The organism is Streptomyces sp. NPDC017936, from assembly GCF_044328485.1.
GTDB lineage: Bacteria > Actinomycetota > Actinomycetes > Streptomycetales > Streptomycetaceae > Streptomyces.
In genome coordinates this window covers 179,561-193,840 of sequence record NZ_JBIRHK010000013.1, presented here as the reverse complement: position 1 = coordinate 193,840, position 14,280 = coordinate 179,561, and the positions used below count along the sequence as shown (strand labels likewise).

Genomic DNA, 14,280 nt, shown 5'->3' with positions numbered 1-14,280 from the left:
GTACGCCGCCACCAGGCTCGTTCGATATACTGAACGCTGTCTCTGATGGTGAATATGCTGTTGGAGACTATTTCCCGTCGAACGAAGGGGTCAAGGGCGATGTCGGCTGGCGAGACGGGGGGCGGGGCCCAGGTCAAGTCCGCGGTGCGGACGGTTGAACTGCTGGAATACTTCGCCGGCAGCCCCGGCATGCACTCCCTCGCGTCGGTCCAGGAGGCCGTCGGCTATCCCAAGTCCAGCCTCTACATGCTGCTGCGCACGCTCGTGGAGCTGGGCTGGGTGGAGACCGACGCGACCGGCACCCGCTACGGCATCGGCGTGCGGGCCCTGCTGGTCGGCACCTCCTACATCGACGGCGACGAGGTGGTCGCGGCCGCCCGTCCGACGCTGGACCGGCTCTCGGACGACACCACCGAGACCATCCACCTGGCCCGTCTGGACGGCACCAACGTCGTCTACCTCGCCACCCGGCAGTCCCAGCACTACCTGCGCCCCTTCACCCGCGTCGGCCGCCGCCTCCCGGCCCACTCGACCTCCCTCGGCAAGGCGCTGCTGAGCACCTGCACAGACGAGCAGGTCCGCAAGATGCTCCCGGAGACCCTGCCCGCGCTCACCGAGCACACGATCACCGACCGCGAGAAGCTCATCGAGGAGCTGCACCAGGTGCGCGAGCAGGGCTTCGCCGTGGACCGCGAGGAGAACACGCTGGGCCTTCGCTGCTTCGGGGTGGCGATCCCGTACCGCACCCCGGCGCGGGACGCGATCAGCTGCTCGGTGCCGGTGGCCCGGCTGACCCCGGCGCACGAGCAGATGGTGAAGGACGCGCTGTTCGACGCGCGCGACCGGCTGACGCTGGCGACGCGCCGGCTCTGAGGCGCGCCGACGTAGGCTCGGGGCATGCGGATCGACCTGCGTCCCGTCCACGACAGTGATCTGCCGGTGTTCTACCGGCAGATGAACGACCCCGAGGCCCTGCGGATGGCCGCGTTCACCCCGGAGGACCCGTCCGACCGGTCGGAGTTCGACGACCGCTGGAAACGGATCAGGTCCGCCTCCCTGGTCCGCACGGTCCTGGGCGACGGGGACGTCGTCGGGCACGCGGCGGTGTACGGGGAGCCGGGCGAGCGCGAGGTGACGTACTGGGTCGACCGCGCCCACTGGGGCAGGGGCATCGCGACGGCGGCGCTGCGCGCGCTGCTGGCCGAGGTCCCCGAGCGCCCGCTGTACGCGCGGACGGCGGCCGACAACGCCGGCTCCCTCAGGGTGCTCGAGAAGTGCGGCTTCCGCGTCACGGCCCACGCCTCGGGCTTCGCGCACGCGCGCGGCGAGGAGACGGCGGAGCTCGTCCTCAAACTGGACGCGTGACCGTGCGCCGTATGAACGTACGATGAGAAAACCGGCGGTGGGGAACGATCCCCTTCCGCCCGTTCGTCATCCGACCGCGATGAACAAGACGATCAGGCGCGCCTCGGTCTTCGCGCTGCTGCTGGTGTTCGCCCTGCTGGTCCGGGCGACCTGGGTGCAGTTCTACGAGGGCCGGGCGCTGGCGGACGACCAGGACAACCGGCGCAACGCGATCGAGACGTACGCGGAGCCGCTCGGGAACATCATCGTGGCCGGCCGGGCGATCACCGGCTCGGCGGCCACGACGGACGGCGACCTGAGGTACCGGCGCACGTACACGGACGGCGAGCTGTACGCGGCGGTCACGGGCTACGCCTCGCAGAGCTACGCCCCCACCCAGCTGGAGGGCGTCTACGCCGACCTGCTCAACGGCACGGACGACCGGCTGCGGACCGTGACGGACACGGTCACCGGCAAGCGGGCCGACCCGGGTGACGTGGTCACGACGATCGACCCGGACGTGCAGAAGGCGGCCCACGACGCGCTCGGCGGCAAGAAGGGCGCGGCCGTCGCGATCGACCCGGCGACCGGCCGGATCCTCGCCGTCGTGTCGACACCGTCGTACGACCCGTCGTCGCTCACCGACGCCGACACCGCCGGAACGGCCTGGAAGAAGCTCACCGCCGACCCGGACGAGCCGCTCACCAACCGCGCGCTGCGGCAGCCGCTGCCGCCGGGCTCCACGTTCAAACTGGTGGTGGCGGCCGCCGCGCTGGAGAACGGGCTGTACGCGTCCGTGGACGAGAGGACGGACAGCCCGGACCCCTACACGCTGCCGGGCACGACCACGGTCCTGCGCAACGAGAACACGTCCGCGCCGTGCGAGGACGCCTCGATCCGGGTCGCCCTCCAGTACTCCTGCAACAACGTCTTCGCGCGCATGGCCGTCCGGCTCGGGCAGGACGAGGTGAAGGCGACGGCGGACAGGTTCGGGTTCGACGACGAGACGCAGGACGTCCCGGTGCGGGCCTACCCGAGCGTGTACCCGACCGGCATGGACGAGTCGTCGACCGCCCTGACCGGCATCGGCCAGTACGACGTGACCGCGACGCCCCTCCAGATGGCCATGGTCTCCGCGGTCATGGCCAACGACGGCAAGCTGGTCTCGCCGCACATGGTCTCGCAGATCACCGACGGCGGCGGCGTCCTGGCGGACTACGACGACGAGGCGTCGACCACGCAGGTCGTCAGCTCCCGCACCGCCGAGCAGCTGCGGTCGGCGATGCGGACGGTCGTCGAGCAGGGCACCGGGACGAACGCGCTGATCGACGGCGTCACCGTCGGCGGCAAGACCGGCACCGCCCAGCACGGCGAGAACAACAGCGAGACGCCGTACGCCTGGTTCACGTCCTACGGCGAGGCCGGCGGCGAGGAGGTCGCCGTGGCGGTGGTGGTGGAGCAGTCGGACGCGGCGCGCTCGGAGGTCAGCGGCAACGGGCTGGCGGCACCGGTGGCCAGGGCGGTGATGGAGGCGGCGCTGAAGAGCTGAGGTGCGCCCCGGGGCGCCGGGACGCACCTCGCCCGGACGGCTACTTCACGCCCAGCGCCTGCTCGATCGGGTCGATCGCGAAGTACACCACGAACAGCGCCGAGGCCCCCCACAGCAGCCAGTGGACCTCCTTCGCCCTGCCCAGCACCGTCTTGATCAGCACGTGGGCGAGGAAGCCCGCGCCGATGCCGTTGGTGATGGAGTAGGTGAACGGCATCACGGCGATCGTCAGAAAGGCGGGGACGGCGACCTCGTACGTGTCCCAGTCGATGGACCTGACCCGGGTCATCATCAGGAAGCCGACGGCGACCAGCGCGGGGGCCGCCGCCTGGAGCGGGACGATGGTGAGCAGCGGCGTCAGGAACAGGGCGAGGGCGAAGAGTCCGCCGGTGACCAGGTTGGAGAAGCCGGTGCGGGAGCCCTCGCCGACGCCGGCCGCCGACTCGATGTAGGAGGTCGCGGAGGAGGACGAGGCCGCTCCGCCGGCCACCGCCGCCGCGCCGTCGATGAGCAGCACGCGGCCCAGGTGGGGCACCTTGCCGTCCTCGTCGAGGAGGCCGGCCTCCGCGCTGACGCCGACGACGGTGCCCATGGTGTCGAAGAAGTCGGACAGGATCAGCGTGAAGACGAGCAGGACGACCGTGACGACGGTGACCTGGCCGAACGCGCCGAACAGGCTGAAGTGGCCGAGCAGCCCGAAGTCGGGTGCGCCGACGAGCTTTTCGGGCCACTCGGGCGTGGTCAGGCCCCAGGACTCGACGTCCGCGAGCGAGTTGACGACGAGCGCGAGGAGCGTCATCAGCACGATGCTGATCAGGATCGCGCCCTTGACCTTGCGGGCGAGCAGCCCGATCGTCAGCAGCACGCCGAGGCAGAAGACGAGCATCGGCCAGCCGGTGAGGGTGCCGGAACCGCCGAGCTGCACCGGAACGGTGGTGTGCGCGGCGTCGGGGACGCGGCTGACGAAGCCGGCGTCGACGAAGCCGATGAAGGCGATGAACAGACCGATGCCGACGCCGATCGCCTGCTTGAGCGGCTGCGGGACGGCGTGCATGACGGCCTCGCGCAGGCCGGTCACCACGAGCACGCAGATGAGCAGGCCCTCCAGCACGATCAGGCCCATCGCGTCGTCCCAGCTCATCAGCGGGGCGATCTGGAAGGCGACGACGGCGTTGAGGCCGAGACCCGCGGCGAGCGCGAGGGGCAGATGGCCGGCGACGCCCATGACGACCGTCATGACGGCGGCCACCAGGGCGGTGGCGGTGGTGAGCCGGACGGGGTCGAGGGACTCGCCGAACTTGTCCTCGGCGCTGCCCAGGATGAGGGGGTTCAGGACGAGGATGTAGGCCATCGTGAAGAACGTGGCGAAGCCGCCGCGTATCTCACGGCCGAACGTCGACCCCCGTTCGGAGATCCTGAAGAACCGGTCGACCCTGTTCGCCCCCGGGGACGGGGGACTCGGCCGGTCGGTCGCCCTCTGCGTTGCGGACATGGCGGACACTCCTCGTGGCCCGGTGGATCGGTGCGCGGATGCTGGCTGGATTGTTCCCTCGTCGAACCCCCCGCAGGTTTTCGCCGTGTTACGGAAATGGGCTCGGACGGTGTTCGTCCTGCCATACGGTGTTCGAACCCCCGTACCAAACCGGTTGGTAGGTCACTGCTACGCTTCCGGATCTCGTCCCGGCCCTCTCGGGACATCCCTATGTCATTCACATGACACGCACAGCGAGGCGCCCCCACGGGGTGCCGGAAGTCATCGAGAAGAGGTCGCCCGTGGGCACAGTCGTCGACGACGCCGCCTCGGTGGAGTTCCATGCCTTCTTCGAACGCCACTACGCCGAACTGTCCCGCCTCGCCCACCTGCTGACCGGCGAGGCGGACGCGGCCGACGACCTGGCGGCGGACGCGCTGCTGGCCCTGTGGCACCGCTGGGACCGGGTGCGCGCGGCCGACCACCCGGTGGCGTACGCGCGCGGCGTCGTCGCCAACCTGGCCCGCACCCGCATCCGCAGCGCCGTCCGGGAGCGCCGCAGGATCTCCCTGTTCTGGCAGCAGCGCGAGGAGAAGACGGAGAACCCCGATGTGGCGGGCGTGGTGGACGTGCAGTCGGCGCTGCGTAGACTTCCCTTCCGCAAACGGGCCTGCGTGGTGCTCCGGCACGCCTTCGACCTGTCGGAGAAGGACACCGCGCTCGCCCTCGGGGTGTCGGTGGGTACGGTGAAGAGCCAGACCTCCAAGGGGATGGCCGAGTTGCAGAAACTGCTCGGCGCACAAGGAGCTCCGCGAAAGATGCACGCCGTGATGGCGGCGCGTACCGGTGGGACCGGAGGAAGGGACCGATGACGATGCAGCGGGACGTGCACGACGAGCTGCGCGCCCGGCTGCACGAGGCGGCCGACGCGCACCAGCCGAACCGCGAGCGGATGCTCGCCCGGATCGAGCGCGGCATGGCGGGACAGGAGCGCACCGATCACCGGGCGACGCGCCCGCCCCTGTGGGGCTGGGCGCGGATCGTGAGCGCCACGGCCGCGGTCGCGGGCATGCTCGCGGTCGGCGGCTACGCGGTGGCGTCCGCGGTGAAGGACGAGCCCCCGGCGCGGCAGACGGTCTCCGTCTCGCCGGCGCCGGTCGAATCCCCGCAGGCCACGAGCCGCCCGCCGGCCTCCCCCGAGGTCACGCCGAGCAGCGGCGGCGGGGAGCGGGAACCGGACGAGCCGAGCAGCCCCCCGTCGAAGACGGCGAAGGCGTCGCCGTCCGGGACGCCCGCGGCCGACCTGCTGCCGGCCACCGACGACACCGAGAACGGCCCGTTGTGGTCGGACGGTTCGGTGGACCCGCACAGCAACGACTTCTGGGCGCAGAGCAACGTCACGATCAAGACGTCCGAGCAGCTCACGGCGCTGACCGTGCAGTTGAGGATCGCTCAGACCGGCGGGGTGTCCTCGACGGGCGCCTGGCGCTCGCCGCCCGAGGACGACTTCGCCCTCACGGTCGCCGAGCGGGACGGCTTCCTCGTCTACACCTGGGTGCTCAAGGAGGGCCGTACCGTCCCGAAGGGCGAGTGGGTGTTCGCCGGGCAGTACGACCACGACCGCGGCGGCCGGGACGCCAAGGACGACACGTACACCGTCAGCGCCGCGTGGGACGGCGAAGAGGGCCTGGTCGGCGGCGACTTCGCGGCGCATGACGACGACGAGGGCGACTCGTAGGAGCCGGGCGAAAAAATTCCGCGGACGCGGCAACCCTTTCCCCGCCGGTGGCGACCACCAGACGCAAGAGTCACCACCCACTTGAGGAATCGGTACATGACTGCACCAGCAGAACCGCGCGCCCGGCACCGTCGCAAGGTCACCAGGCGACGGGCGCTGATCGCCGGATCCGCCGCCTTCGCGCTGTCCGGCGCGGCGATCGTCACCACGACGATGCTGTCGTCCGCGGGGGCCGCGTCCACCTGGCCGACGGCCACCGGCAGCAAGTCCGTCTCGTCGACGATCAAGGTCTCGGGGACCTACGACGGCAAGCTGACGAAGTACGTCGGCTCCGGCGACCTGGGCGGCAGCGGCCAGGACGAGGGCCAGGACCCGATCTTCGAGCTCGCCGACGGCGCCGTCCTGAAGAACGTGATCATCGGCACGCCGGCGGCGGACGGCGTGCACTGCAAGGGCTCCTGCACGCTGCAGAACGTGTGGTGGCTGGACGTCGGCGAGGACGCGGCCAGCTTCAAGGGCACGTCCTCCTCGGCCCAGTACAAGGTCATCGGCGGCGGCGCGAAGAACGCCGACGACAAGGTCCTGCAGTTCAACGGCGCGGGCAAGCTGACCGTGACCGGCTTCCGGGTCGAGAACTCCGGCAAGCTGGTCCGCAGCTGCGGCAACTGCAAGACGCAGTACAAGCGCACGATCGTGCTGAGCGACATCGACGTCGTCGCGCCCCTGAAGGCGATCGTCGGCGTGAACGCCAACTACGGCGACACCGCCACGCTGTCGAAGATCCGCATCCAGGGCGACAGCAAGAAGAAGACCAAGACGTGCGTCCGCTTCAAGGGCAACAACACCGGCAAGGAGCCGACCGAGATCGGCACCGGCGCCGACGGCACCACCTGCAAGTTCTCCTCGTCCGACATCACCTACAAGTGATCTCGGAGTCACCGGCCTGAGCCCCTCTCCGGCCGGTGGGACGCCCCCGCCGTCGCCCGTCGGCGGGGGCGTCCTCCGTGTCGGGCCGCTAGTCCATCGTGGCGCCGACGGTCGTCGAGCCCGTGGTCAGGAACGTCGTCGCCGGCAGCGAACCGTCCGCCGCCCGGGCGCCGTACGCGGTGGTCGCGTCCGTCGACCTGAACGAGGGCGTCGCCACCCCGCTGTCCCAGTTGTTCGCGGCCGAGACGGTCGACGCGCCCAGCTCGGACGGTCCGCCCTCGTCGCTCACCGCGAGGTTGCGGGCCAGCCGGGCCTTGCCCGTGGCGAAGGAGAACCCCGCCCGGGCGTTCGCGTACGCCGTGTTCCGGTGGAGCACGATCGCGCCCGTGTTGGAGTTCTCGGTGAAGCCGTTGAGGGTGTTGTCCCAGGCCGCGTTGTCGTGGACGACGTGCGCCACCGCGACGCCCCCGCCGCCCAGCTTGAACCCGTTGCCGTTGCCCTCGAACGCGGCGTCGTTCCACCGGTTCTCGCCGTTGCCGAAGGCCCACGAGTGCTCGATGGTGACCGGCGTGGAGAACTGCCACAGGTCGAGGCCGTCGTCGGAGTTGTCGTACAGGCGGGCGCCGGTGATCCGGTTGCCGCTCCCCGACCCGAACTTGACGGCGATCCCGTCCGCGTTCTGGCCGTGCCCGGCGGCGTCGTAGTTGCTGTGGCTGTCGAGGTTCTGGACGAGGTTGTTCACGGTGTTGTCGCCGCGCAGGGTGAACCCGGAGTCGCCGTTGTCCGCGGTGACGAGGTTCTTGAAGACGCCCCCGGTGGAGGAGGTCACCACGAACCCCTGGGCCGGCGCGTTCTGGAAGGTCAGGTTCTGCACGGTCCAGTAGCTGCCGTAGATCCCCGCGAGCCAGGAACCGGCGGCCAGCTTCGACCCGTCGATCTTCACCTTCTCGCCGCCGTACGCCTGGAGCGTGATCCGGCTCGAGGAGGTGCCGCTGGCCGTCGACTTCAGGGTGGCCGCCGGGTAGTAGGTGCCGCCGCGCACCTGGATGACCGTGCCGGCGACGGCGCTGCGCACGGCCGACTCCAGCTGCGCGGTGGTGGAGACGGTCACCGTCGTCGACGCGGCCTGCGCGCCGTCGTCGGCCAGGCCGAGGCAGACGCCGCCCGCCCCCGCGGCGACGGCCACCGAGGCGGCGATCGAGAGGATGCGCGTCCTGCGGTGGCGTCCGGTGCTCAAGCGCACGGGGCGTTCCTTTCCTGAGGGGACATGGGAGGAGGCGGGCCGGAGCAGCCGCCCCGGCCCGTCCGCGCACACCAGTCGCCGCCGTGGCCGGAAAGGGTTGCCGGGCGCCCGGCGAAAGGGAGCGAAACTTTCGCTCCCCTCCCGCCCCGCCCCCGGCGATTGACGTCCCCGGCCCGCGCTGGTGAGACTCCCCGGGGCAGCCCGTCCGACAGAATCCCCCACACTCGCACAGGAAGCGCCAGACGCGCCCAGGCGCCCCAGGCGCCGGCACGCTCCCGGCCCCCGCCCTCCCCCACTCCTGCCCCTGCCGGCCTCACCGCCCCGTACCGCGACCACCGGAGCACCCCTGTGACACACCCGACGTACGCCGGCTACCTCTTCGCCTACTTCACCGGCGAGGGCACCGCCGACGGCGAGCAGATCCGCTACGCCCTCAGCCGCGGCGACGACCCCCTGCACTGGCGGGAGCTCGACGGCGGGCGGCCGGTCCTGACCTCCGCCGTCGGGGAGAAGGGCCTGCGCGACCCGTTCCTGGTCCGCTCCCCCGAGGGCGACCGGTTCCACCTGCTCGCCACCGACCTGCGGATGCACCGTGACAGCAGCGGCGGCTGGGACGAGGTCCAGCGGCACGGCAGCAAGTCGATCGTGGTGTGGGACTCCGCCGACCTGGTCCGCTGGACCGACCGGCGCCTGGTGCGGGTCGCCCCCGGCAACGCCGGCAACGCCTGGGCCCCCGAGGCCCACTGGGACGACGGCCTCGGCGCGTACGTCGTCTTCTGGGCGTCCAGGCTGTACGCCGACGACGACCCGGACCACTCGGGACCGGCGTACAACAGGATGCTGTACGCGACCACGAAGGACTTCCGCACCTTCGGCGAGCCGCAGGTCTGGCACGACCCGGGCCACTCGGTCATCGACTCGACGGTGGTGCGGCACGGGGACACCTACTACCGGTACACCAAGGACGAGCGGGATCCGGCGTCCTCCTCTCCGTGCGCGAAGTTCATCACCGTGGAGAAGTCGACGAGCCTGACGTCGACCGCGTACGAGTTCGTCGCGGACTGCGTCGGCAGCGGTGCGCTGGAGCGGGGCGAGGGCCCGGTGGTCTTCCGGTCGAACACCGGGGACGAGTGGTACCTGTTCGTCGACGAGTACGGCGGCCGCGGGTACGTCCCCTTCGAGACCACCGACCTGGACTCCGGCCGGTGGACTCCGTGCGCGGACCACCGGCTGCCCGCCGGCGCGCGGCACGGCACGGTGCTGCCGGTGACGCGGGAGGAGTACGACCGGCTGCTGGCCGCGTATCCGGCGACGCCCGCCTCCGTGGTGGACGCGACGGCGCAGGGCCAGAAGGGGTACGCGATCGTCACGGAGAGCGCCTCGAAGGTCGTGCTGCCGATGGAGCCCGGCGCCGACCTGGCGCGGCTGGCGCCGAGGCTGTGGGTCGGCGAGGGGGCCGCGGTGAGCCCCGCGCCGGGCACCCCCCGCGACTTCCGCACCCCGCGGACGTACACCGTGACCGCCGCCGACGGCACGCGGCGCACCTGGACGGTGGAGGCGGCGGTGACCCGCACTCCCGTGCTGCCCGGCCTCCACGCCGACCCGGACGCGCACCACCTGGACGGCGCGTACTGGATCCACCCGACGACGGACGGCTTCCCGGGCTGGGGAGGGACACGGTTCACGGCGTACTCCTCGACGGACCTCGTCCACTGGAAGGACCACGGGGTCGTCCTGGACCTCGGGACGGACGTCGACTGGGCGGACGGGTACGCCTGGGCCCCGGCGATCGCCGAGCGCGGCGGCAGGTACTACTTCTACTTCTGCGCCGAACAGCAGATCGGCGTGGCGGTGGCGGACTCCCCGGCGGGGCCGTTCGCGGACGCGCTGGGCAGGCCGCTGATCGCGAAGGACGGGGCCTGGAGCGGCCAGATGATCGACCCGGCGGTCTTCACGGACGACGACGGGCAGGCGTACCTCTACTGGGGCAACGGCCACGGGTACGCCGTCCCGCTCCACGACGACATGGTGTCGTTCGACGCGGCGGAGGTGCGGGACATCACCCCGGACGGCTTCCGCGAGGGCTCCTTCGTGATCAAGCGGAAGGGCACGTACTACTACATGTGGTCCGAGGACGACACCCGCAGCGAGGACTACCGGGTGGCCTACGCGACGGGACCGTCCCCGCTCGGCCCGTGGACGAAGCGGGGCACGATCCTGTCCAAGCGCCCCGAGTACGGCATCCTCGGCACCGGCCACCACAGTGTGGTGAACGTGCCCGGCACCGACGACTGGTACGTCGTCTACCACCGCTTCGCCCTCGACGGCCCGGGGCGGCCGGGCGGCGACGGCACGCACCGGGAGACCACCGTCGACCGGCTGCGGTTCGCCGCCGACGGGACGATCGAGCCGGTGGTGCCGACCCTGGAGGGCATCGAGCCGGTCGGGCGCCGGCCGGCCTAGTTCCTCCTCGCGCCGTGCGGCCCGCCGCGGGCGGTGGCGTTCTCGCGTCGTGCGGTGCGCGCAGGGCACGTCACAGGACGCGGTCCAGCCAGGTGAAGACCTCGTCCTGCATGCGGTCGACGAAGACATGGCCGAGGTCGGGCCACGTCCTGAGGTGCAGGCGCTCCTCGGCGCGGCGGGAGCGCCAGACGGCGCGCAGCTTGTCGTGGGCCACGCGGACGCCGTCGGCCGGGAACAGCGGATCCAGGCCGCCGTGGAAGAAGAGCATCGGCCGGGGGGCGGCGATGCTCGCCACGTCGGGGAAGTCGAGGTGGCGGGGCAGTCCCGGATGGAGCATGCAGTAGGCGGACTGCCCGCGCAGGGTGTTGTTGCCGGGGACCATCATCTCCTTCAGCCCGGTCATCCAGCAGACGGCGGCCGTGGCGGCGACGTCGTCGCTGAGCGCCGCCGTCTGCCAGGCTCGGAAGGCCCCCATGGAGAAGCCGACGGCCGCGATCCGCCGCCGGTCCACCCGGTCGAGCCGGGCGAGGAAACCGGCGGCGCGGGCGTCCTCGCGGGCCATGAGACCGGCCAGGGAGGAGCCCAGGTGGAAGAAGTTGCTCGCCAGGGCCTGCTGCTGGTCGTAGGCGAGCGGTCCGCGGTCGCCCCAGCCGAGGGCGTCGGCGGCCAGGACCACGTATCCCCGCCGGGCCAGTTCGTCGCCGACGAAGCGCCCGCTGAAGTACTTCTGCGTCCAGGCCTCGGCGGAGGCGAGCCGCGTGGCGTCGTACCAGGGCCGGACCAGCTTCTCCTTGCCGATGTCGAACTTCGCCCCGTGGTCGTGCAGGAGCAGCACGGCCGGGAAGGGGCCGGGGCCGTGCGGGGTGAGCAGGGCGGCGCGGACCCGTTCGTGGCGGGTGAGGGAGAGCGTGACCGTCTCCGCCGTGTAGCCGTCCTGTTCGCGGCGCTCGCCGAACTCGGGGGCGTAGGGGGTGGTGTCCTCGCGGTCCACGATCAGCGCCTTCTCGACCTGGGCGCGGGCCGCCCGGCGCCAGGCGCCGAAGTCGCGGACCGGGGAGTTCCCCCAGGCCAGCGGGAAGGTCAGGGCGTCCTTCAGGGCGGGGTGGAAGTCGGGGAGCGGGCCGTCCACCACGGCCGCCTCCGCGCCGCCCGCCGCTCCCCCGGCCAGCAGTGCCGCTCCCGTGCCGGCCACGAACGCCCGGCGCCCCAGCCGGTCACGGGCGCTCATACGGCCTCCAGTCGCCGAGGTAGGTCCGCCGGGTGTGCGCGGCCGCCTCGTCCGCCGTGAGCTGCGGCCGGTTCTCCGGCCGGGAGACCGCCGCGCCGGGGCCGGTGTTGGCGTGCTCCCGGAACCGCATCGTCTGCCACGGGTAGGCGTCCCGCATGTCGGTGTACGGGGCGGCCGCGTCGACGCCGGGCCCGATCCAGGTGTTCCGGACGACCAGCGAGGGCCAGGCGGTCGTCTCGTACGACGGCACCCAGGGCCGGGCCAGCTTGTACGCCCCGTCCTCGGCGCCGGAGGTGATCCGGCCGTGGACGGCGAGGAAGCCGTAGGGGTTGGCGCGGGCGGTGGCCGGGGCGAAGACCATGCCCTTGGGGGTGAAGGCGACGTCCCGTGGGAGGGTGTGGAAACGGCAGGCGTCGAAGACGGCCCGCGCCCGCCCGAAGACGAAGTCGACGTCGCCCTCGATGTGGCAGCGGCGGTAGTAGTGCCGGTCGAAGGCGTCCAGGGCGGTGGTGTCCGCGAAGAGGGTGTCCTGGTGGGCCAGGAAGCGCACGTTGTCGAAGTGGGAACGGTCGCCGGTGACGTACGCGGCCACCGCCTGGGTGCCGGTGACGTCCGGGTGGTCGGCGCGCAGCCAGTCGTTGGCGAGGGTGAGGTCGCGGACGGTCAGGCCGGGGGCGGCGGAGGTGAAGGTGGCGGAGCCGGCCGTGCCGTACGTGGTGCCGTCGGGCTTCGTCGTGCCGTTGGCGCGGTCGAAGACGAGGACGGCGGCGCGGGGGTCGCGCGAGGCGCCCCGCAGGGTCAGCTCCGCCTTGTCCGCGGGGACGGAGACGACCTCGCGGTACGTGCCGGGGTGCACGACGATCGTCCGGCCGGGGCCGTCGACGGCGTCCACGGCGGCCTGGACGGAGTCGCCGGGGCGCACGTGCAGGACGCGGCGGGGGTTCGCGTGGGCGGGGGCCGCCACCGTCAGGGTCCCGGCGGCGATGCCCGCGAGGAGGGTGCGCCGGCGCATGTCAGCAGTCCTCCTTCCAGGGCTGCCAGTCGCCGAGGTGGGTCTCGCGGGTCGCCGACGCGGCCTGCGCGCGGGTGAGCTGGGGCCGGTTCTCGGGGACGGTGATCCGCGCGCCCGGTCCGGTGTTGCGGTACTCGGCGAAGCGCTGCTCCTGCCAGGGGAAGGAGGCCGACATGTCGGTGTACGGGGCGGCCGCGTCGATGCCGGCGTCCAGGTGGGTGTCGCGGACGGTGAGCATGGGGCGGGCGGTGGTGTCGGAGCTGGGCACCCAGGGGCGGGCCAGCTTGTAGAAGGCGTCCGGGGCCTCGCTCGTGACGCGGCTCCCGGTCACCAGGTAGCCGCGCGGGTTGGCGCCCGCGGTGGAGGGGGCGAAGACGAAGCCGTAGGGGGCGGCGGCCAGGTCGGTGCGGGTCAGGGTGTGGAAGTGGCAGTGCTCGAAGACGGCGGTGGCCCGGCCGAAGACGAAGTCGACGTCCCCCTCGGCGTAGCAGCGGGAGAAGTACTGGCGGGCGAAGACGCCGAGGGACGTCGAGTCGGCGTACAGGGTGTCCTGGTGGCCGAGGAAGCGGCAGTGGTGGAAGGCGGACCGGTCGCCCTGGACCTTGAGGGCGACGGCCTGGGTGCCGGTGACGTCCGGGTGGTCGGCGCGCAGCCAGTCGTTGGCGAAGGTGATCCAGCGGGCGGTGAAGCCGTCGGCCTGCACGGTGGTGGTGGCCGACCCGGTGGTGCCGTAGGTGCCGCCGCCGGGCTTGGGGGTGCCGGCCGCGTTGTCGTACACGATCACCACGTCCCGCGGGTCCTCGGAGGCGCCGATCCAGGTCGCCTCGGTGCGGGTGACGTCGACGGCGACCGTCTCGCGGTAGGTGCCGGGGGCGATGACGAGGGTCCGGCCGGTGCCGGTGGCGGCGGCCACGGCGTCCCGGACGGAGGTGTGGTCGCCGCGGCCCCGCGGGTCGACGTACAGGGTCTGCGGGGTGAGGCGGGCGGACGGGGAGCCGTAGCGGCCGAAGGGCCGGCGGGTGCCCGCGCGGGCGGGGGCGGCCGGCAGGCCGAGCGCGGCGCCCGCGCCGGCGGTCGCCGTCAGGAAGCCCCTTCGGGACAGGGGGAGTCGGGGGTGGGGCGAGGGCATGCGGGTGCTCCTAAGCGGTGCGGCTCGTCAGGCGGGGTGCCTCGGGGTGCGGGGGTGGGGGGGGGGGGGGCGGGGGGGGGGCCCCCGCCCCCCCCCCCCCCCCGCGCCCCCCCCCCGCCCCCCCCCCCCCCCCCCCCCCCCCCCCCCCGCCCGGGGGCGCCCCCCGCCCCCCCGCG

Annotated in this window: 11 protein-coding genes and 1 pseudogene; 7 read left to right on the top strand and 5 right to left on the bottom strand. The window is 72.4% G+C overall.

Annotated features, from left to right (window positions below):
* Positions 1 to 99 precede the first annotated feature (99 nt).
* The 3 genes from ACH4F6_RS26320 (at position 100) to ACH4F6_RS26310 (ending at position 2,893) form a co-directional block, all read left to right on the top strand.
* On the top strand, positions 100 to 873 hold the full coding sequence (locus tag ACH4F6_RS26320) for an IclR family transcriptional regulator (protein WP_397962799.1): 774 nt from the start codon (positions 100 to 102) through the stop codon (positions 871 to 873).
* Between the two features lie 24 nt (positions 874 to 897).
* Positions 898 to 1,365 carry a GNAT family N-acetyltransferase gene (locus tag ACH4F6_RS26315; RefSeq protein ID WP_397962798.1) on the top strand — a complete coding sequence of 156 codons (468 nt, stop codon included), beginning with the start codon at positions 898 to 900 and terminating at the stop codon, positions 1,363 to 1,365.
* A gap of 79 nt (positions 1,366 to 1,444) precedes the next feature.
* Complete coding sequence (locus ACH4F6_RS26310; RefSeq protein WP_397962797.1) at positions 1,445 to 2,893, top strand: peptidoglycan D,D-transpeptidase FtsI family protein; 1,449 nt, start codon at positions 1,445 to 1,447, stop codon at positions 2,891 to 2,893.
* 40 nt (positions 2,894 to 2,933) lie between these two features.
* Here the strand turns inward: ACH4F6_RS26310 and ACH4F6_RS26305 are convergent, their stop codons facing one another.
* Positions 2,934 to 4,385: an NCS2 family permease gene (locus ACH4F6_RS26305; protein WP_397962796.1), complete on the bottom strand. Its 1,452-nt coding sequence runs from the start codon at positions 4,383 to 4,385 to the stop codon at positions 2,934 to 2,936.
* A 281-nt stretch (positions 4,386 to 4,666) separates the two neighbouring features.
* Here ACH4F6_RS26305 and ACH4F6_RS26300 point away from each other — a divergent pair, with 281 nt between their 5' ends.
* The 3 genes from ACH4F6_RS26300 to ACH4F6_RS26290 all read left to right on the top strand — a co-directional run bounded on the left by ACH4F6_RS26300 (position 4,667) and on the right by ACH4F6_RS26290 (position 7,029).
* Positions 4,667 to 5,236, top strand: coding sequence for a SigE family RNA polymerase sigma factor (locus ACH4F6_RS26300; protein WP_397962795.1), 570 nt, complete (start codon positions 4,667 to 4,669; stop codon positions 5,234 to 5,236).
* Positions 5,233 to 6,102 carry a hypothetical protein gene (locus ACH4F6_RS26295; RefSeq protein WP_397962794.1) on the top strand — a complete coding sequence of 290 codons (870 nt, stop codon included), beginning with the start codon at positions 5,233 to 5,235 and terminating at the stop codon, positions 6,100 to 6,102. Before ACH4F6_RS26300 ends, ACH4F6_RS26295 begins: the two co-directional genes overlap by 4 nt.
* Before the next feature lie 96 nt (positions 6,103 to 6,198).
* A complete protein-coding gene (locus tag ACH4F6_RS26290) occupies positions 6,199 to 7,029 on the top strand; it encodes a pectate lyase (protein ID WP_397962793.1) in 831 nt (276 codons plus the stop codon).
* Positions 7,030 to 7,117: 88 nt separating this feature from the next.
* Here ACH4F6_RS26290 and ACH4F6_RS26285 read toward each other — a convergent pair whose 3' ends face one another.
* Positions 7,118 to 8,272, bottom strand: a complete 1,155-nt coding sequence (locus tag ACH4F6_RS26285) for a right-handed parallel beta-helix repeat-containing protein (RefSeq protein ID WP_397962792.1) — start codon at positions 8,270 to 8,272, stop codon at positions 7,118 to 7,120.
* Positions 8,273 to 8,576: 304 nt separating this feature from the next.
* Between ACH4F6_RS26285 and ACH4F6_RS26280 the strand changes: the two are divergent.
* Positions 8,577 to 10,735: pseudogene (locus ACH4F6_RS26280) on the top strand (family 43 glycosylhydrolase).
* Between the two features lie 70 nt (positions 10,736 to 10,805).
* On the opposite strand, the gene ACH4F6_RS26275 reads toward ACH4F6_RS26280, so the two are convergent.
* From ACH4F6_RS26275 to ACH4F6_RS26265, 3 genes are read right to left on the bottom strand one after another with little or no spacing between them, the layout of a single operon-like run.
* Complete coding sequence (locus ACH4F6_RS26275; protein ID WP_397962791.1) at positions 10,806 to 11,963, bottom strand: dienelactone hydrolase family protein; 1,158 nt, start codon at positions 11,961 to 11,963, stop codon at positions 10,806 to 10,808.
* Complete coding sequence (locus tag ACH4F6_RS26270; protein ID WP_397962790.1) at positions 11,950 to 12,975, bottom strand: pectinesterase family protein; 1,026 nt, start codon at positions 12,973 to 12,975, stop codon at positions 11,950 to 11,952. The genes ACH4F6_RS26275 and ACH4F6_RS26270 overlap by 14 nt, the downstream gene beginning before the upstream one ends.
* A 1-nt stretch (position 12,976) precedes the next feature.
* Positions 12,977 to 14,104 carry a pectinesterase family protein gene (locus ACH4F6_RS26265; RefSeq protein WP_397962789.1) on the bottom strand — a complete coding sequence of 376 codons (1,128 nt, stop codon included), beginning with the start codon at positions 14,102 to 14,104 and terminating at the stop codon, positions 12,977 to 12,979.
* Positions 14,105 to 14,280 lie beyond the last annotated feature (176 nt).